Annotated in this window: 19 protein-coding genes; 4 read left to right on the forward strand and 15 right to left on the reverse strand. The window is 45.0% G+C overall.

The window, feature by feature from the left end; translation table 11 throughout:
- Positions 1-180 precede the first annotated feature (180 nt).
- The 12 genes from FE394_RS03110 to FE394_RS03165 form a co-directional block, all read right to left on the reverse strand.
- Positions 181-756, reverse strand: coding sequence for a hypothetical protein (locus tag FE394_RS03110; RefSeq protein ID WP_319924944.1), 576 nt, complete (start codon positions 754-756; stop codon positions 181-183).
- A 48-nt stretch (positions 757-804) separates the two neighbouring features.
- Positions 805-1,155: a hypothetical protein gene (locus FE394_RS03115; RefSeq protein WP_319924945.1), complete on the reverse strand. Its 351-nt coding sequence runs from the start codon at positions 1,153-1,155 to the stop codon at positions 805-807.
- 27 nt (positions 1,156-1,182) lie between these two features.
- Positions 1,183-2,076: a 4-hydroxyphenylacetate catabolism regulatory protein HpaA gene (gene hpaA / locus FE394_RS03120; RefSeq protein WP_319924946.1), complete on the reverse strand. Its 894-nt coding sequence runs from the start codon at positions 2,074-2,076 to the stop codon at positions 1,183-1,185.
- Positions 2,077-2,100: 24 nt separating this feature from the next.
- Positions 2,101-3,483 carry a 4-hydroxyphenylacetate permease gene (gene hpaX / locus FE394_RS03125; RefSeq protein WP_319924947.1) on the reverse strand — a complete coding sequence of 461 codons (1,383 nt, stop codon included), beginning with the start codon at positions 3,481-3,483 and terminating at the stop codon, positions 2,101-2,103.
- A 136-nt stretch (positions 3,484-3,619) separates the two neighbouring features.
- A complete protein-coding gene (hpaI, locus tag FE394_RS03130) occupies positions 3,620-4,426 on the reverse strand; it encodes a 4-hydroxy-2-oxoheptanedioate aldolase (RefSeq protein ID WP_319924948.1) in 807 nt (268 codons plus the stop codon).
- 34 nt (positions 4,427-4,460) lie between these two features.
- Positions 4,461-5,264, reverse strand: coding sequence for a 2-oxo-hept-4-ene-1,7-dioate hydratase (gene hpaH, locus FE394_RS03135; RefSeq protein WP_319924949.1), 804 nt, complete (start codon positions 5,262-5,264; stop codon positions 4,461-4,463).
- A gap of 6 nt (positions 5,265-5,270) precedes the next feature.
- Positions 5,271-6,755: an NAD-dependent succinate-semialdehyde dehydrogenase gene (locus FE394_RS03140; RefSeq protein ID WP_319924950.1), complete on the reverse strand. Its 1,485-nt coding sequence runs from the start codon at positions 6,753-6,755 to the stop codon at positions 5,271-5,273.
- A 38-nt stretch (positions 6,756-6,793) separates the two neighbouring features.
- A complete protein-coding gene (locus FE394_RS03145) occupies positions 6,794-7,183 on the reverse strand; it encodes a 5-carboxymethyl-2-hydroxymuconate Delta-isomerase (protein WP_319924951.1) in 390 nt (129 codons plus the stop codon).
- A gap of 26 nt (positions 7,184-7,209) precedes the next feature.
- A complete protein-coding gene (hpaD, locus tag FE394_RS03150; RefSeq protein WP_319924952.1) occupies positions 7,210-8,064 on the reverse strand; it encodes a 3,4-dihydroxyphenylacetate 2,3-dioxygenase in 855 nt (284 codons plus the stop codon).
- A gap of 9 nt (positions 8,065-8,073) precedes the next feature.
- Positions 8,074-9,540 (reverse strand): 5-carboxymethyl-2-hydroxymuconate semialdehyde dehydrogenase, encoded by a 1,467-nt coding sequence (gene hpaE, locus FE394_RS03155; RefSeq protein ID WP_319924953.1) that lies wholly within the window; start codon positions 9,538-9,540, stop codon positions 8,074-8,076.
- Positions 9,537-10,301 carry a fumarylacetoacetate hydrolase family protein gene (locus tag FE394_RS03160; protein ID WP_319924954.1) on the reverse strand — a complete coding sequence of 255 codons (765 nt, stop codon included), beginning with the start codon at positions 10,299-10,301 and terminating at the stop codon, positions 9,537-9,539. The genes hpaE and FE394_RS03160 overlap by 4 nt, the downstream gene beginning before the upstream one ends.
- A complete protein-coding gene (locus FE394_RS03165; RefSeq protein ID WP_319924955.1) occupies positions 10,298-10,930 on the reverse strand; it encodes a fumarylacetoacetate hydrolase family protein in 633 nt (210 codons plus the stop codon). The genes FE394_RS03160 and FE394_RS03165 overlap by 4 nt, the downstream gene beginning before the upstream one ends.
- 385 nt (positions 10,931-11,315) lie before the next feature.
- Between FE394_RS03165 and hpaR the strand changes: the two genes are divergently transcribed.
- On the forward strand, positions 11,316-11,765 hold the full coding sequence (gene hpaR, locus FE394_RS03170) for a homoprotocatechuate degradation operon regulator HpaR (RefSeq protein WP_319924956.1): 450 nt from the start codon (positions 11,316-11,318) through the stop codon (positions 11,763-11,765).
- A 511-nt stretch (positions 11,766-12,276) separates the two neighbouring features.
- Positions 12,277-13,044: an SDR family oxidoreductase gene (locus FE394_RS03175; protein ID WP_319924957.1), complete on the forward strand. Its 768-nt coding sequence runs from the start codon at positions 12,277-12,279 to the stop codon at positions 13,042-13,044.
- A 160-nt stretch (positions 13,045-13,204) separates the two neighbouring features.
- Here FE394_RS03175 and FE394_RS03180 read toward each other — a convergent pair whose 3' ends face one another.
- From FE394_RS03180 to FE394_RS03190, 3 genes are all read right to left on the reverse strand, one after another.
- Entirely contained in the window at positions 13,205-13,543 is a 339-nt protein-coding gene (locus FE394_RS03180) for an AMP-binding protein (protein ID WP_319924958.1), read from the reverse strand.
- 340 nt (positions 13,544-13,883) lie between these two features.
- The gene (locus FE394_RS03185; protein WP_319924959.1) at positions 13,884-14,717 is read right to left on the reverse strand and encodes a MurR/RpiR family transcriptional regulator; all 834 of its coding nucleotides are present in this window, start codon (positions 14,715-14,717) and stop codon (positions 13,884-13,886) included.
- Between the two features lie 226 nt (positions 14,718-14,943).
- Complete coding sequence (locus tag FE394_RS03190) at positions 14,944-15,120, reverse strand: hypothetical protein (RefSeq protein WP_319924960.1); 177 nt, start codon at positions 15,118-15,120, stop codon at positions 14,944-14,946.
- Between the two features lie 71 nt (positions 15,121-15,191).
- Here FE394_RS03190 and iolD point away from each other — a divergent pair, with 71 nt between their 5' ends.
- Positions 15,192-17,126, forward strand: coding sequence for a 3D-(3,5/4)-trihydroxycyclohexane-1,2-dione acylhydrolase (decyclizing) (gene iolD / locus FE394_RS03195; protein ID WP_319925002.1), 1,935 nt, complete (start codon positions 15,192-15,194; stop codon positions 17,124-17,126).
- 486 nt (positions 17,127-17,612) lie between these two features.
- Positions 17,613-18,599 (forward strand): inositol 2-dehydrogenase, encoded by a 987-nt coding sequence (iolG, locus tag FE394_RS03200; RefSeq protein WP_319924961.1) that lies wholly within the window; start codon positions 17,613-17,615, stop codon positions 18,597-18,599.
- Positions 18,600-18,606: the final 7 nt, after the last annotated feature.

Genomic DNA, 18,606 nt, shown 5'->3' on the forward strand with positions numbered 1-18,606 from the left:
ATGTTTCTTTATCTTGATTGATTGAAGCACTCTGGGGATTTTATTGAAGAGATAATTAGAAGGTTTTCGGGTACTTTTCGGTAAAGGCAGGAGCTTTATTGTATAAATGTGATCAACTGTTTGTTTTTATTATTATGATATCTTTATTTTCTATGACTTTATTTTCTATAACGTTATTTTCTATAACATAGTGCAATTATTTCGAGATATGTTTTCCCCATAACGATAGCGTAAGATTAATTCGCCTATGAAGGGGGCTTTTCTGCCATAAATGCTGCTTGGATAAACCTGATTACTCCAAGGATCACAAACCACAGACTCATGATTCCATGTACTGGGTTCTGTTTCATTTCCGGCGACTCGGCCAATGACAACAATTGTATGGCCTTGTCTTCCTCTGTCATCAATATCGATATCAAACAGATCAAGAGGCTTTACTCCCAGCATCTTAAGATGAGAAAATGCGATTATTGCTTTTTCCCCACAATTCCCCAGCTTAGATTCTGTAGCATTTGCGCTGGTTAGAAGAATCATCTTTCTATAATAGAGTTTGGAGTGTGTATTACCAACAACAGCTCTTAGATTTTCTTGAATTGATTTTCGTATGGTATCCAATTCATTATTGGCTCTACGCATATTATTTTGTTGTCCAATTGATTGCCCGGGCAATTGATTCGGTGAGATAACACCAACTGAAATATTTACATAGTTTATAGCTCTTCTTGCTAAAAACAGATTATAGGGAAGTGATTCCATAATTATTTCTCTCTTATTTCTCTCTTATTTCTCTCTTATTTCTAAAAATTATTCATAGCGATACTCTAAAAGTAAATCTCCTTGGAAAGGAATATTATCACTATAGTTTTGTACTGAGTAGGCTTTATGGCACCAAGGATCACAAATGACAGCTTCACGATTCCAGGTGGCGGGTTGAATGGGATTTCCTGTTGTTCTGTTTAAAATATCGCTTAAAGTTAAATATAATTTACTATAAACAACCCTGCGGATATACGCTAACTCATTATCAAATTGTATTCTGTTATATACATTAGCTCTTGTTACGGGATTAAATTTGTTAGGAGAGATCATGCCCACTTTTATATTCACATAATCAATGGCTTTTCTTGCCAAAAAAATATTTCTGGCCAATGTCATATCTATATTCTCCTATAATAATTAAAATTAATTATTTTCTCGCCAAACACTCGGTGAACATCCCACTAATCGATTAAAAAATCGGGCAAAGTAAGCCGGATCTTTAAATCCGAGCTGATAGGCGATTTCAAACACCGGGCTATCACTAAACAGCAGCAGGCGTTTTGCTTCCCGCAATTGCCGATCAAATATTAACCTCTTTGGTGGGCGATTGGCAAACCGCCGGCACATATCTTTCAGGCGCGATTCTGTAATCCCTAATTTTTCCGCATAATCCGGTACGGCAAGATGTTGGTGAAAATGTTGATCAACCAATTGGTTAAAGCGCTGGAACAGCTTCAATTCTCCTCTCACCCCACCAGAACGATGATCTTCAAGGAGAATGCTACGCAATAAAAAAGTAAACAAGGACTGGGCCAGAAATGCCAGTGATTGCTCACGACCCGCAAATTGATTGACTGATTCACGCTCAATCAGTGCCCAATAGTGATTGAACGTCTCTAACTCATCGGGTTTATCCGCCACAGAAAGACAGAGAGCAGGAATATCAACCAATTCCTGATGAGTAGGATAAAGTGAGCTGAGTAGTGGAGTTATCAATTCCTGACGGATCGTCAGTACATGGCCGTCAGTATCTTCTTGGGTGAAAAAAGCATGGGGAACGGAAGGTGGTGTCAGGATAAACAACGGTGCCTGAACAGAATAACGCTGAGCATCCAGTTGCAGTTCAATCCGTCCAGTCACCAGATAATGCAGTTGGAAAAAACTGTCATGGCGATGCGCCTGCATATCACGACCAAAGAATGCGGCCAGACGACCAAAAGTCTGATAGTGAACATCATCCGAACCCTGTGTTTCATCATAATCCTTGCTGATATCGATATTGGCAATAATGGGTTTGGTCATATTGGATGCAGACATCGATTTTTCCTTTCTTCTCGTTATTTATGATGTTATTCGTGGTCTTGAATGCTTCATCGGGATTATCAACACCATCAATGCACCGATGAGCAACAATCCCGCGACAAAATAGAGTCCTGCGTTGAAACTGCCGGTTTGATCTTTCAGCCAGCCGATCAACAGCGGGCTGACTGCCGAGCCTACATTTCCTGTTGCGTTGATCACGGCGATCCCAACGGCGCGGGCACGCAAGCTGATAGATTGATCCGGTGTTGTCCAGAAGACCGCCATGGCTGTAAACGATCCGGTGGAAGCCATGATGATCCCCAACAATTGCACCATGCTGTTATCGGTCAGTGAGGTCAGAATCCAGCCCGCCGCTGCAAACAAGAAGGGCAGGGCGGTGTGCATTTTACGTTCTTGCAGGCGGTCTGAGCGGCGGCTCCAGTAAATCATGCCCAAAATTGTGCAAAACTGTGGAATGGCCGTCAGAATACCGATAACAACGTGGCTGCTGCCCTGATTGAAACTCTGCATGATTTGCGGCGTCCAGATATTAATGGCGCTCAGGGTATTGGTCAGGCAGAAATAAGCGAAGGTATACATCAGGACAATCGGGGTAAAAATCTCACGCCACAAGCTTACTTTTTGCAGGGAGGATTCATTGGTCTGTGCCGGGAAAAGTTTATCGTTTTCTATCATCTCTTGCAGGCACTGTTTATCCTCACGAGTGAGCCACTTGGCTTTATCCGGAGAATCATCCAGATAAAACCAGACAACGAAACCGAGCAAAACAGAAGGGAAGCCTTCCAGCAAAAATAACCACTGCCAGCCACGCAGATCCCAGGTACCGTCCATTTCCAGAATATAACCGGAAATCAGCGAGCCAAATGCCATTGTTACGGGCATGGCAATCATAAACAGTGCGTTGGCACGGGCGCGATAATAAGCCGGAAACCAATACGTCAGGTAAACCAGAATACCCGGTAAAAAACCCGCTTCCGCGATGCCCACCAACATACGCAGGATGTACAGGCTCGTCGGGCCGGTAGCAAACATGGTGGCGGTAGAGGCGATCCCCCATAACACCATAATGGTAGCAATCCATCGGCGAGCACCCACAATACTCAGCATCACATTACTGGGAATACCGAAGATGACATAAGTGGCGTAAAACAGCGTAGCTGCCAGTCCAAACATGGTGGATGTTAAGCCCAGATCTTTTCCCATCGTCAAGCCAGCAAAACCAATATTGATGCGATCCAGAAAAGAGAACACGAACAGGACAAAGAGAAAGGGGATCAGGCGTCGGAATAATTTATTGATGACACTTTGCTGCTGAGCGGTGAGTTTTTTATGTTGTTGAGGTGGATGGTTTGATGCTGGCGGAGTATCTGATTTGGGTATGGTGTCAGATGAAATGCTCATTGCCGTTTCCTTTTTTATTCTTCTTAAGAAATAGTTCTTAGACGATTGTTATTTGGAAATTCAACGATATAGCAGATGTTGATCGCGACATCTGCTATGCCGAGTAATGGGCCGTGGTGTTGTCTGTAATGGAAATTTAATCAACGCGGGTTGATGTAGTGCTTTGTACCTCCCGAATTTTGTCGAAACGCGCTGCCAGAGCGCTTGCGGCTCCCGTCAGTAAGATCGTATCTACGCCGACGGCAACAAACAGGGCACCCAGATCAAGGTAATATTTAGCTGCATCAACATTCGTCATCAGAATGCCAGCCGCCTTGCCTGACGCCTTGATTTGATTCATTGCCCGTTCAATCGCTGCCCTGACTTCCGGATGCTGTGGATTACTGATGTGCCCCATATCCGCACTAAGATCTGCCGGGCCGATAAAAATGCCATCAATACCGTCAACTGCGGCTATTTCAGGCAGATTTTGCAGGGCTTCTGAAGTTTCTACCTGTACCAACACACACATTTCGTCATTGGCGCGGGAGAGATAATCAGGAATACGGTTCCAACGTGAAGCCCGCGCCAACGCGCTGCCTACGCCCCGAATACCCGCAGGAGGATATCGGGTAGCCCGAACAGCTTCGTGCGCCTGTTCTGCATTTTGAACCATTGGGATCAACAATGTTTGAGCACCGATATCCAATAACTGTTTGATGATCACCGGATCATTCCATGCAGGACGAACCACAGGCTGGCTTGGATAGGGGGCAATCCCCTGTAATTGGGCAAGAATAGTAGAAATATCGTTGGGCGCATGTTCGCCATCAATCAACAACCAATCAAACCCTGTTCCTGCCAGAATTTCTGCACTGTATCCACTGCATAAGCCAAGCCATAATCCGATTTGCGGATGCCCGGCTTTTAGAGCGTGTTTAAATCTATTCGTTAGCTGATCCATAATTTCACCTCAGGGGATCTTTAAGCAGGACAACTTAAACAAAGCGACAGCTGATCGAACCCAGTACGCCATAATCCACGTGAAAGGTATCACCTTTACGGGCGGGAACGGGTCGGGTAAAGGAGCCAGACAGAATAATCTGACCAGCTTCAAGCTGAACATCATGTTGAGACAGTTTATTGGCAAGCCACGCCACACCATTGGCAGGATGATTGAGAACCGCGGCTGCCACACCGGATTCTTCAATCACGCCATTACGATAGAGTAAGGCGCTGACCCAGCGCAGATCCAGTTCATCCGGCTTGATCGGCCGGCCGCCCATAATGACAGCACCATTGGCTGCATTGTCAGAAATCGTATCGAACACTTTACGCGGGCGCTGAGTATCAGGATCGATATTGTGGCAGCGGGCATCGATCAACTCCAGCGCCGGAATGACGTAATCTGTCGCGTTATAAACATCAAACAACGTACAGTTTGGTCCCCACAACGGTTTTGCCAGCACGAAAGCCAGCTCGACCTCAATGCGCGGAACAATAAAGCGTTCGCAAGGAATATCACTGCCGTCCTGAAAAAACATATCATCCAGCAGAGCACCATAATCCGGTTCACTAATTTGTGAACTGGCTTGCATGGCTTTGGATGTCAGCCCAATCTTATGTCCTTTGAGAACACGGCCTTCTGCAATTTTCAACTCTACCCATTCGCGCTGAATGGCGTAAGCGTCCTCAATGCTTATCTCCGGGTAATCCAGAGAGATTTGGCGGATCTGCTCCCGGTTTTTTTCTGCCTGATGTAAACGGCGTGCAACCTGTGATACGACTTCTTGCTGTAGCATAGAGTGTTAAGCTCCTTTAGTGTCTAATCCGGAGTCCAATCCCCCAAAACAGAGATATTTCACTTCCAGATAGTCGTCGATCCCGTAACGTGAACCTTCGCGTCCCAGTCCCGATTGTTTGATTCCGCCAAATGGTGCGATTTCGTTGGAGATTAAACCTTCATTGATACCGACCATTCCGCTTTCCAGTGCTTCCGCTACGCGGTAAATCCGGCCAATATCGCGAGAATAGAAATAAGCAGCCAGACCAAACTCGGTGTTGTTGGCAATGCGAATGGCTTCGTCTTCATCACGGAATTTGAACAAAGGTGCCAGCGGGCCAAATGTTTCGTCCTGAGCGAGCAGCATGGACTCCGTAACATCTGCTAATACCGTTGGTTCAAAGAACAGACCGCCCAGAGAGTGAGATTTTCCTCCCGTGAGAATTTGTGCGCCGTTGGAAACGGCATCGCTGATATGTGCCTGTACTTTTTCCACTGCCGCTTGATTAATCAGTGGCCCTTGTTGCGATGTACGATTAGTCGCCGGTCCGACTTGAAGCTGTTTTACCGCTTGTACCAGACGTTCCGTAAAAGCATCATAAATGCTTTCTTGCACCAGAATGCGGTTGGCGCAAACACAAGTTTGTCCACTGTTACGGAATTTTGCTGCCATTGCGCCTTCAACTGCGGCATCAAGATCGGCGTCATCAAATACGATAAAAGGCGCATTTCCTCCCAGTTCCAGCGAGAGCTTTTTCACGGTATCGGCGCTTTGTGCCATGAGCAACTTGCCGACGCGCGTAGAACCGGTGAATGAAAGTTTGCGCACGATAGGGCTTGAAGTCAGTACTTCTCCAATGGTTTTGGCATCGATTCCCGTTACGATATTCAGTACACCTGCCGGAATGCCAGCCTGTTCTGCCAATACGGCCAGAGCAAGTGCAGAGAGCGGGGTTTCAGCCGCAGGTTTCAGAACCACCGTACAGCCCGCCGCCAACGCAGGCCCGATTTTACGGGTGATCATCGCATTGGGGAAATTCCACGGAGTAATCGCAGCAACAACACCAATGGGCTGTTTAATGGTGGCGAGGCGACGACCCGGCATTGGGGAAGGAATGGTTTCGCCGTAAACGCGTTTGCCTTCTTCTGCAAACCACTCGATAAAACTGGCACCGTAGGCAATTTCTCCCATTGCCTCACTGTGGGATTTACCCTGTTCTGTACTCAGTATTTCAGCCAAAGCGGTTTGGTTTTCCATAATCAAATGAAACCATTGCCTGAGTTTTTGACTCCGTTGTTTAGCGGTGAGTGCCCGCCATGCAGGAAGAGCACGCTGAGCGGCTTCAATGGCAGATTGTGTCTCTTTGGTACTGACATTACTGACATTGGCGATTACTGAACCGTCTGCGGGATTAGTCACCGCAAAGGTTGCTTTATTTTCCGCATCAATCCATTGACCGTTGATATAAGACTGTTGGCGCAGCAATGATGTATTCAGATGAGTTGCCATGGTTTCCTCTTAACTTGAAAGACGACGGGTATAAATCATCATTCTTTGGCTTTAAATAGGCGATGAACATTATTAGACTTGTAATTCAGGATGGGGTCGAGTTCTTCCATGGTAAAAGAAAGGCCGAGATAGCGCTGCGCCATCAAATCGGCAAAATGTACCTTGATTAAGGCGAATAGCATTTCTCCGACTTTTTGCCGATCTTCAAGACTGCGTCCGGCACCAATTTTCAGTGTCATGTGAACAAACGCATAATCTTGCTGACCATCAGCCATCTGCCACGTATCTAACCAAATGGCGCGGCTGCGGATACCGCCCACAGGGAAAATACCTGTATCTGCCAGCGCCTGATTCACTGTGGCAAACAATTCAGGCAGATTAGCTTGTTCACGGATGTTTTCGGTACATTCTGCGTAAAAATGGGGCATGATAAGCTCCTATTAGATATCAGATATCAGATATCAGTTGTTGGGAAAACAGCATTAACCTGCCCCGTTCCTGAACTGGCGAACAACTCAGTCAGAAATTCGACTTTCCCGTCATAATTATCCCAACCGAGCAGACCAAGCAGCATCACGGTATCGTGCATATTGCCTTCTCCCCGACAATAGTGAGCATATTCAGGCAGCATTTTGCAGAACTCTTTGAACTTTCCTTCTTTCCAGAGTTGCACGACGCGGCGATCCATCTGTTCATCAAACTCGCGGGTATAGCTGTTCATGCCTGTTTCAGCGCGTTGATCTTCGATGAAACTGTGTGATAACGAACCGCTCGCCAGTACCGCAACCGTGCCATCATATTTTTCAATTGCCTTTAAAATGGCTTCCCCCAATTTGCGGCTGTCTTCAAAAGCGTGGACAGTACAAAAAGCAGAAATTGAAATAACTTTGAAATGGCGATCACTGTTCATATAGCGCATTGGCACCAGCGTGCCATATTCCAGCTTCAGGCTCTGGATCTCGTGTGATTGAGCCCGAACGCCCATCTGACGCGCTTCTTCCGCAATTATCCGGCCCAGCTCGGGATTACCATCATACTCATAGGTCATATCGCGGATGAAATGCGGCAGTTCATTGCTGGTATAAATGCCGGAAAAATGGTCAGAGCAGTTAATGTGATAGGCACTGTTAACCAGCCAGTGAGTATCCAACACAATAATGGTATCGACCCCCATCTCACGGCAACGGCGGCTGATCTCTTTATGCCCGTCAATGGCTCCTTGTCGGCAGCCGTGATGCTTGCCCGGCAATTCAGAAAGATACATAGAAGGTACATGTGTAATTTTCGCTGCTAACGCTAATTTTCCCATAAGCCCTCCTTATACTCCCCAACGAGGAATAGGGTGATCCCCCATTGAGATACAGACGTTTTTCACTTCGGCAAAAACTTCAAAACTGTATTCCCCGCCTTCACGCCCCACACCGGAGGCTTTTATGCCACCAAATGGCTGACGCAGGTCACGGACATTCTGGGAGTTGACGAACACCATACCGGCTTCAATGCCGCGCGCCAGCCGCAGCACTTTGCTGACATCCTGCGTCCAGATATAGGATGCCAGGCCATATTCCACATCATTGGCCATGCGCAATCCATCTTCTTCACTCTTGAATGGCAGGAGGCAAGCGACAGGGCCGAAGATCTCTTCCTGTGCCACACGCATACGGTTATCGACATCAGCCAATACCGTAGGACGCAAGAAATAGCCGTTTTTCACATGATCAGGCAGATCGGTGGGTTTATCGGGGCCTCCGGCGAGCAACGTCGCACCTTCTTCGATCCCCAAACGAATATAATTGGAGACTTTTTCCCAATGTTGCTGGCTGATCAGGCTGCCAATCTGGGTATTGGGATCTTGAGGATCGCCGACACGTAGCTGATTGGCGCGTTCGGCAAAGCGCTTGATGAATTCGGGATAGATACTTTCTTGAATGAAAATACGGGAACCTGCCGTACAGCGTTCGCCATTAAGGGAGAAAATGGTGAACAGGGCGGCATCCAGAGCACGTTCAATATCCGCATCTTCAAAGATCAGAACGGGGGATTTCCCACCCAATTCCATGGAGTATTTTTTCAGCCCTGCATTTTGCATGATAAGGCGGCCGGTTGCCGTCCCACCCGTGAAAGAGATTGCGCGTACATCATGATGTTTTACCAGCGCATCGCCTGCGGTATTGCCGTAACCTTGCACCACATTCAGTACGCCAGCCGGAATACCCGCTTCCAGAGCCAGTTCTCCCAGACGGTTGGCTGTCAGTGGGGAAAGTTCGGACATTTTCAAAATGGCAGTGTTGCCCAACGCCAGACAGGGCGCGACTTTCCACGTTGCCGTCATGAAAGGTACGTTCCACGGTGAGATCAGCGCACAAACCCCGCTAGGCTGGATCAACGTATAGTTGAGCATCTTGTCATCTACGGGATAGGTACGTCCGTTCATCTGCTGACAGATTTCGGCAAAGAAATTGAAATTCTGGGAAGCCCGTGGGATCAATACATTTTGCGTCTGGTGGATGGGAAGCCCCGTATCCTTGGTTTCCATCGCAGAAATATCGGAAACATTTTGGTCGATTAACTCACCCAAACGACGCATCAGGCGGGCGCGCTCTTTCATCGGCGTATTTGCCCATTTTGGAAAAGCTTCTTTAGCGGCAGCAACAGCCAGATCGATCTCTTCCTGTCCTCCTGATGCAACTTCAGCCAGCTCTTCTCCCGTTGCAGGATCCGTCGTTTTAAAATAGTTTTTGCTGCCGACACTCTTGCCGTTGATCCAATGATTAATCGTGGTCATGATAAACTCTCCTCATATTCTTGCTGGCTGACAATATGATTTACCAGACGTCCAACACCTTCGACTTCTACGATGACTTCATCTCCCGGAACGACATTTGATAGCCCTTTTGGTGTACCTGTGGCGATCATGTCACCGGGTTGTAATGTCATGAAATCACTGAGATAGGCAATCAGGAAAGGGATATCGAAGATTAAATCGGCAGTTGTACCTTGTTGACGTAATTCACCATTCACCCATGTCTTTAAGCTCAGATTATGGGGATCTGCAATCTGACTTTTATCCACGATCCAAGGGCCGATGGGAGTGAGAGTATCACGGCTTTTTACACGCAGATTGGGGCGATAATAATTCTCCAGATAATCACGGATGGCGTAATCATTACAAACGGTATAGCCCGCAACGTAATCCATGGCGTGTTCTCTGGCAACTTTGTGGGCGGTTTTGCCAATAACCGCCACCAACTCTGCTTCATAATGCATGTATTCCACATTATCCGGACGCACAGAAACCTGACGATGCCCCGTTAAGCTGTTGGCTGCCTTGATGAATACCAAAGGTTCTTCCGGCGGCTTAAACTCGAGTTCTGTTGCGTGGTCGGCATAATTCAGCCCCAATGCGAACAGCGTTCCGTTAGCAGGAGGAAGCCACAAAACATCTTTACTGCTGACAGTATTTCCATCGGGTAGGCGGAGATTTTCATGCTCATCAACGGTGGCATTCAAATCCTGGCCCTGATAATGAATTTTGGCGCATTTCATGCCTGATCTCCTGCCAGTACAATCGTATTTTCCAGGTTAGGGAAACCGTCGGCTTTGACTGTAATTTTATCGCCGGGATGGAGAGTGACGCGTTGGTGAGGAGTCCCCAGCAAAATAACGTCACCTTCTGTTAATGTGGCAAATTCGCTTAGTGCAGCGACTAGCTCTGGTGCTGACCGGACAAGATCTTTGGTTGACCAGCAATCAGCTACCTGTCCATTGATCTCAGTCACAATATCGAGTGATTCCACTGTTTTTACATTAACCATTTGACCTAGCGGACAAAAACCATCCCGGCATTTTTCTTTAATGGCGGGGCGGTAAAATGATGTTTCTGGCAGGCTGACCTCATTTGCCAATGCATAGCCAGCAATATACTGATTGGCGTTCTGGGCAGACACGTTGCGTGCAGTTTTTCCTATAAACAACGCTAAAGTTGCACCGCTTTGTACTGTTTCCCCAATGGGATGAGGGATCACATCCCCTGAACCAATTACGGTATTGCGGGGTTTGATAAACCAAATTGGAGTTTTCGGGGGTGTTTTATAGGGTACTTCGTGAAACGTCTCACGCCAGCAATCGAGCTGGCTATTGTGGTTGAGGGCGACGGCAAAGACAGTGCCTTTCATTGACAACTCCTTGAAACTTGAGCGGGTATCGCAAGATCATTGTTAACATATTAATAAATCATCTATTGATAATATTCAATATGTTAAATTGATTGTTAATTTTAATTGTGATCTATGTAACATTGCTCATTTTGTGACTATTTTTACCACATAAAGATCAAGTTGTTATATTTTTAATTAGGGTCATTTGGTGTGTGTATTAACTTTAATTTAACTTTTCTATGACGAACTGACTTTATTTATTTGTTAATATTGAAGTCTTTTCCCTTTGTAGATAATTATGAGCGTGTTAGTCTTTTTGGTGTTTATGTTATCTATAATAAATAGCATTCACGTTACACTTATAGATAATGGCTAGCGATTAACTAAAGAGTCACCTTTACTTATGCATGAATCCCTGACAATAGCATTACTTCAAGCGAGAGAAACCACGATGGTTTTTTTTCGCCCTATTTTGAAGAGCTATAATTTAACAGAACAACAATGGCGTATTATTCGAGTACTTGCGAGCAGCCGTTCTATTGATTTTCATGACCTTGCTTGTCTCACCTGTATTTTACGTCCAAGCCTGACGGGTATTTTGACACGCATGGAGCGTGATCGACTTATCTTCCGCCTGAAGCCCATGAATGATCAGCGTAAATTGTATGTTTCTTTGACACCAGAGGGGCAAGAACTTTACGAGCAGGCAAAAGGAAAAATCGAAGCAGGTTATAAGGCGATAGAGGATGCTTTTTCTCCAGAAAAAATGACTCAACTTTTAGGGTTGTTGGATGAACTTATTGCTATTGGAAAACATTCTCAAAAAGATTCGGATGCAGAAAATAAACAGTAGATTGCATAGGTTTTATTAATATATTAATTGATTGTTTTATCAATAATAACGCAAAGGCCGCCATAATGAACTGCATAAGGCTATTATTGCAGTATATTACGGCGGTTTTTCTTTTTTTGTCGGGGGGATTTTAGTTTATTCTAAACTAAGCGAATAGCCTATTATTAGTAGAAAAATTGAAGTGTTCATGTTCTTTTTTATTTCTTAATGTATTAATGACTTTATTAGTATCTCGTCATTATTATAGATTATTTTATTTTCAGGTTAATTCAATGTAACCATTATTATTTAAATTTACTTATTTAATAAATAAAATGTATATTTTTTTATTTTAATTAAACTATTTATTTATTAAATATTGCCAGGAATACAAAGGCTATATTCTGGATTTATGTTTTAAATATGCTCAATTTTTGACACAATAAGATAAAAACAGTAGGAATTTTCACGTATGATGGCTGCTCCTCATCCAGCTTTATAACTTTTTATAACTGATATAAGGAAAGCCAACATGATGTTTAATGAAGTTAACGGCTCGAGTAAGTTGAAAGGTAAACGCATTGTAGTCACTGGCGGTGGTCGCGATTTTGGACAAGCGGTTTCTGTCTGGCTGGCACGTGAAGGAGCACAAGTTGATCTTTGTGCCCGCCAATTAGCCAGTGCTGAAGCGACATGTGAAATTATTCGCAGTGAAGGCGGTCTGGCACGAGGCTATCAATGTGATATGAGTGATACTCAATCCGTCAGTCATTTTGCCAATCAATTACTGCAAGACAAGCAGCCTATTGATATTTTGATCTTGAGTGCAGCTCAATGGCTGGAAGGATACTTGGGTGAAAATGACAGCGATGCTGATATCGTCAGTACAGTGAATTCAGGCGTAACGGGTTCTATCTTGCTGACCAAAGCATTATTACCGAGCCTGCGTCAGTCACAAGGTGCTGATATCGTTGCAATGGTGTCAGTTTGTGGCACTCCTCAATTTAACGAATCCGTTGCTCATCCGGCCTTCTTCGCCGCCAAACATGCCATGAGTGGTTTTAGTCAGAACTTAGCCCATCACTTGAGCAAAGAAAATATTCGTGTCACCGGGCTGTATCCGCCTGATTTTCAAACCAACGGATTTGATGAAGTGCTGGATGACCATCAAAAAATGGGAGAGCACATGCTTAATGCTCGTTCGGTGTGGGAAACCCTACGGTTTGTTATCACTCAACCCCGCAGTTGCCATATTAAAGCCATTTACTTCCAAGGCCCGACTTTTAAAGATTTTGAATAGTGCTGCGGCAGATGATTTGCGATAATTATGCCGCTTGATTCAGTAATGGGTTGTCGTGATCAATATGCCTGATAAGCATAATGGTCACGCTGTTGTTTTATAGAAAATAGTGTTTACGGGTAATGACTTTTACAAATAATGACTTTTACAAATAATGGCTTTATAGGCAATGGGTTAAATCGCTATTCTTACTAACTTGCAGATCTTTGAATCCCAGATATTCCAGTTCCCCATTCGGCAGCCAGCGCACTTGTTTACCAGTACGATAGAGCCATTTATCTTTAGTATGTTGAGTCAATGGATTGGCAATAAGATGCGTTGTTGTCAATCCTGATTGCTCCAAATATCCGTTGTTCAGTTCTGGTCCTGCGAGATAAAGTTCACCATTTACCCCCATTGGCACTAACTGTAATTGATCATTCAGCACATAAGCTTGAACGCCTGATATCACAGCAGATTGTGCTCGTCCGGTTGCCTGTAGATAACATTCCCGTATCAAATCAGATGCCGGATTACTGTGTTTTTCTGGTTTTGAGCTATTTAATTGTTGACGATCTTGTTCGAATTTTTCTGAAGCTTGTTCCAGTGACAGGGGAGAACGCGATTTCGGACAAACGGAGTCTGTCTGCTTGATGCGATAAGGCGCTTATGCGTCAGTATAGTGGCTCAGATTTTTAAGGTGTTGAAGGTGATCGATAGGCTGTAAGAAGTTGTTATTCAGGGAGAGTGATTACAGGAAAATGATTCGCTCAAAAGCAAGAATATTGTGTTCTGAGCGAATATGAGTCGTGGCAGGAAAGTAAGAAATCATTAATGACCAAAAAACACAGCATATATCATTAATGGGTATTGCCCTGCCGATAAGCCAATGCCACCGCTAATGATTGTACCAGACACAACGTTGCCGACTGAGAACGGAACGCATCAACTTGTGCTTCTTTCACCACAAAACAAATATCACTGAAACTGGCCAGTGGACTAATTTGGCTATCGGTAATCACAATTTGTTTTGCTCCAGCCTTTGTCGCTTGTTCGCTGACCATCACAGTTTCTTCGGCATACGGTGTAAAACTGATGGAGATCACGACATCTTTGGCGTTGATCATATTCATTTGCTCACGAAACATACCGCCTAAACCATCCACCAGCAGAGGGCGGCATTCCAGATGACTGAGAGCATAAGCAAGGTATGATGCGACACTGAAAGATCGGCGCAGCCCAATAATGTAAATATTGTGCGCATCCGCCAGTAAATTTACCGCATTATTCAAATCTTCTGCTGATGTACGGGCAGCGAGCTGTTGCATTGCCTGCGCATTCGAATGGGCAAATTCCTGCAAAATATGCTGCGGCTCTTCCGGTATGTAATGCTCACTATCCAGCTCTTTAAACAGTCGTGCCCGATCAGCATAGCTGGCTGTTTCTTCCACCAGATTCATGCGAAACAATTGTTTCATTTCATTGAATCCACTGAAATCAAAGGCATTAGCAAAACGGATTAATGTGGAAGGTGGAACATCCGCCTCTTTTGCGATAACAGCAACAGTATCAAATGCAACACTGTTCGTATTATCCAGTACATATCTGGCAACTTGCTGTAGTCGTTTACTTAATTCACTGTAACGTGAGCGTACTTGTTCTTGAAATTCATTCAGGTTAGACGCAGCAGACATAATGTCTCCATAAAGAAATTGTAATGAAATGGATAAGTTATTCATCATCAGGCAATTATGCTTGATGCAGGCAAAGATGCTCGCAAGTTGTCGCTGTGTAATGAATGTAATTGCATAAAAATAGCGTGTTGATCACATTAATTAAAGTGTATTTCAACTCCTGTTAAAAATGAAATGTATATTTCATACATCTGTGGCATCGTGATTCAATGCTGATTGATTCAATCTAATTGTATTCAGAGAGGCTCAGAATGGAACAGATTAAAAATTTTATTGGCAGGCAACTCATTGATAGCCAAAGTGATCGCACTTTATCTATCATGGCAATGATGGCGTCTGCTTCTATACTCGCATGAAAACCATCACCCGCCGTTGGCCCGCCAGTGTGCGTCTGGACCATCATGACAGCCACTTTGTCATGCCAACAATGGAGTAGCTATTGCTATGAACGATAGATCAATAAATACGAGATCAATAAATACGCAAAAAATGACAATGGCTCAGGCCTTGGTCAAATTTCTCAACCAGCAACATATTCATGTTGACGGAAAAGAGTATCCTTTTATTCGGGGCATCTTCACGATATTTGGTCACGGCAATGTGGTTGGATTAGGGCAGGCATTGGAACAACAGCCCGGGCACCTGCGTGTATATCAAGGCTGTAATGAACAGGGAATGGCACATATAGCAACGGGCTTTGCCAAGCAGAAAAAGCGTCGGCAGATTTTTGCCGTGACTTCTTCGATCGGGCCGGGAGCTGCCAATATGGTAACGGCTGCCGCGACCGCAACGGCGAACCGTATTCCATTACTGTTATTACCGGGAGATACCTTTGCTTGCCGGCAACCTGATCCTGTTTTGCAGCAGGTTGAGCAATATAGTGATGGCACCATCAGTACCAATGATTGCTTCCGTCCGGTATCCCGTTACTGGGATCGTATTTCCAGACCAGAGCAACTGATGACAGCCATGATTAACGCGATGCGGGTATTGACTGATCCGGCAGATACCGGCGCTGTCACTATCTGTCTTCCGCAAGATGTGCAGGGAGAAGTGTGGGATTATCCTGATTACTTCTTCCAAAAACGCGTTCATAAAATTGAGCGTCGTCCCGCTTCTTTAGCCCGAATTCAGGATGCATTGACGTTGATTCAGCGCAAGAAAAAGCCGCTGATGATTTGTGGTGGTGGCGTGCGTTATTCAGAAGCACATGATGCTTTTCGCCAGTTTGCTGAAATATTCAATATTCCCTTTGCCGAAACACAGGCAGGGAAAAGTGCGATTGTGGCAGGCCATCCGCTGAATTGCGGTGGAATAGGCACGACAGGGTGTCTGGCGGCTAATCTGCTTGCCAAAGAAGCCGATTTAATTATCGGTGTAGGAACGCGTTTCAGCGATTTTACCACAGCCTCAAAGTCGCTATTCCAGCACCCGGAAGTGGAATTCCTTGCCATCAATGTGGCGGAATTTGATGCGGTTAAATTGGATGCCGTGGGTGTATTGGCGGATGCCCGTGACGGGTTGAATGCCATTGCACATGAACTGGCTAAAACAGCATGGCGTTCAGGATGGCAGCAGGAAATAGCACAGGCTAAAGCAACTTGGCAGCAAGAGGTAGAACGGTTGTTTTTCATTCAATATCAAGCCGGATTCAAGCCAGAGATTGCCGGGCATCTGGACGACAAATTAAGTGAATACAGCGGGACATTGCAGACCAACCTGACTCAAACACGTGTGCTTGGGTTGATGGATCAGTATTTGGAACCAAACGCCATTATTGTTGGGGCTTCGGGTTCTCTACCGGGGGATTTACAACGGCTTTGGCAACCTAAAGTCCCCGATACTTACCATCTTGAATATGGCTATTCCTGCATGGGATATGAAATCGCGGCTTCACTGGGAGCCAAACTCGCCTGCCCGGAGCAGCCTGTTTACGCCATGGTGGGTGATGGTTCGTATCTGATGCTGAACAGCGAATTACAAACGGCCATTCAGGAAAATATCAAAGTCACTGTATTACTGTTTGATAATGCAGGATTTGGTTGCATCAACAACCTACAGATGAGCCAAGGCATGGGCAGTTTTGTTACAGAAAACCGTTATCGCAACCAGCGGAATGGGCAACTGGATGGGGCATTGATATCGGTAGATTTCGCCAAAAACGCGGAAAGTTACGGTTGCAAGAGTTATCGGGTGCATGATGAACAACAATTGATAGCAGCCTTGTTGGATGCGCAAAAGCAACCACGTGCGACTTTAATCGACATTAAAGTTCTGCCGAAAACCATGACTCATGATTATGAATCATGGTGGAGAACAGGAACGGCACAATTTGCTGATAATCCTGCGATTACCGCATCGGCAGAGAAAATAAGGGAATATGTAGAGAAAAAGGTGCGCCAGTATTAGCCGATATCGCAGACGTCTGGTGTAATACAGATAATAGCCATTATAAACTATACAATTTTCTCCAAGTATCTGAACTAACTAAGCCAGACCGAAACCGGATAACACAGCAATATCTCCCCATTCAAGTACCGCTTGTGCCAAGGCATACCCTAAAACGGATGATGCTCATATCTTCTTTTTTCCTTTAGTGAGCGATGACGATGACAATGGGCTTTTTAGACGTTCGTTGACGTAGAACTATCACCTGCGGTTTTAATATGAATAGGTGCTGTAATCGGGATGTGATTATTAAATTTACTTATAAGTTAGTAAAGGAAGCCCGGAGTCATAAAGAAAATGATCGGGAAAATGAGTGTTCGAATGAAAGTTATATGAGCTGGCTCGAAAAAAATAAAATTTCCAAATAAAACGAAATTGAAATAAATATTTTGTTTGGTATATTTTTATTCACACCAAAAGCAGATACCAAAGTATCAAGGAGCATTCATGTTCAATATTGCATTATTTGGCGCTGGGCGAATTGGGCAGGTTCACGCTGCTAACATTGCCAATCACAAAGAAACTTGTCTCTATTCCGTGATAGACCCTCATCTGGCAAGTGCTGAAACATTGGCACAGAAATATCAGGCAAAAATACAAACCACTGAAGAAGCGATGGCAGATCCTGATATTCATGGTGTCCTGATTGCGTCAGCAACGGATACTCACGCTGATTTAATAGAACTGGCTGCCCGCAACAATAAAATGATTTTCTGTGAGAAACCGGTTCATCTTGATCTTGAGCGGGTTCGTCAGTGTCTTATTACGGTGGCAGCATGTCAGGTTCCTCTGTTTGTTGGGTTTAATCGTCGTTATGATCCTCAGTTTCGTCGTCTGAAAAACCTGCTTAATGCCGGCACAGTCGGCAAAGTGGAATCTTTGCTGATTACTTCCCGTGATCCTTCTCCTCCGCCTGCTGAATATGTTCGGGTATCTGGCGGTATGTTCAGGGACATGAGCATTCATGACTTTGACATGGCGCGTTTTCTTCTTGGTGAAGAGCCTTGTGCTATCTATGCGCAGGGCAGTAATCTTGTTGATCCTGCCATTGGGCTGGCGGGCGATATTGATACTGCATTTATTGTCATGAAGTTTCCATCAGGTGCAATGGCGACTATTTCTAACAGCCGTCGTTCAGGCTATGGCTACGATCAGCGCCTTGAATTGCATGGTGAGAACGGTTTGCTGACCGCCGGAAATATCAAAGAAAACAGCGTTGAATTCTTGGGGGAAAAAGGTTGTATCGCAGCTAAACCGGAGCACTTCTTTTTGCAACGCTACCACGAAGCCTATATCGCGGAATGGAGCCATTTTGTTGATGTCATGGCCGGTAGAGTCATACCTGAAACCAGTGGGATTGACGGTGAGCAGGCATTGTATCTTGCTGACAAGGCTCTTGAGTCTCTGAAATTAGGTAAAGAAATCAAGCTATAAATGCCAT

This window comes from Xenorhabdus littoralis, from assembly GCF_033949345.1.
GTDB classification, from domain to species: Bacteria; Pseudomonadota; Gammaproteobacteria; order Enterobacterales; family Enterobacteriaceae; genus Xenorhabdus; species Xenorhabdus littoralis.

Coding starts and splice junctions, on each gene's coding strand:
- FE394_RS03110 (WP_319924944.1), bottom strand. CDS start 756: ATGGAATCACTTCCCTATAATCTGTTTTTAGCAAGAAGAGCTATAAAC.
- FE394_RS03115 (WP_319924945.1), bottom strand. CDS start 1,155: ATGACATTGGCCAGAAATATTTTTTTGGCAAGAAAAGCCATTGATTAT.
- hpaA (WP_319924946.1), bottom strand. CDS start 2,076: ATGTCTGCATCCAATATGACCAAACCCATTATTGCCAATATCGATATC.
- hpaX (WP_319924947.1), bottom strand. CDS start 3,483: ATGAGCATTTCATCTGACACCATACCCAAATCAGATACTCCGCCAGCA.
- hpaI (WP_319924948.1), bottom strand. CDS start 4,426: ATGGATCAGCTAACGAATAGATTTAAACACGCTCTAAAAGCCGGGCAT.
- hpaH (WP_319924949.1), bottom strand. CDS start 5,264: ATGCTACAGCAAGAAGTCGTATCACAGGTTGCACGCCGTTTACATCAG.
- FE394_RS03140 (WP_319924950.1), bottom strand. CDS start 6,755: ATGGCAACTCATCTGAATACATCATTGCTGCGCCAACAGTCTTATATC.
- FE394_RS03145 (WP_319924951.1), bottom strand. CDS start 7,183: ATGCCCCATTTTTACGCAGAATGTACCGAAAACATCCGTGAACAAGCT.
- hpaD (WP_319924952.1), bottom strand. CDS start 8,064: ATGGGAAAATTAGCGTTAGCAGCGAAAATTACACATGTACCTTCTATG.
- hpaE (WP_319924953.1), bottom strand. CDS start 9,540: ATGACCACGATTAATCATTGGATCAACGGCAAGAGTGTCGGCAGCAAA.
- FE394_RS03160 (WP_319924954.1), bottom strand. CDS start 10,301: ATGAAATGCGCCAAAATTCATTATCAGGGCCAGGATTTGAATGCCACC.
- FE394_RS03165 (WP_319924955.1), bottom strand. CDS start 10,930: ATGAAAGGCACTGTCTTTGCCGTCGCCCTCAACCACAATAGCCAGCTC.
- hpaR (WP_319924956.1), top strand. CDS start 11,316: ATGCATGAATCCCTGACAATAGCATTACTTCAAGCGAGAGAAACCACG.
- FE394_RS03175 (WP_319924957.1), top strand. CDS start 12,277: ATGATGTTTAATGAAGTTAACGGCTCGAGTAAGTTGAAAGGTAAACGC.
- FE394_RS03185 (WP_319924959.1), bottom strand. CDS start 14,717: ATGTCTGCTGCGTCTAACCTGAATGAATTTCAAGAACAAGTACGCTCA.
- FE394_RS03190 (WP_319924960.1), bottom strand. CDS start 15,120: ATGATGGTCCAGACGCACACTGGCGGGCCAACGGCGGGTGATGGTTTT.
- iolG (WP_319924961.1), top strand. CDS start 17,613: ATGTTCAATATTGCATTATTTGGCGCTGGGCGAATTGGGCAGGTTCAC.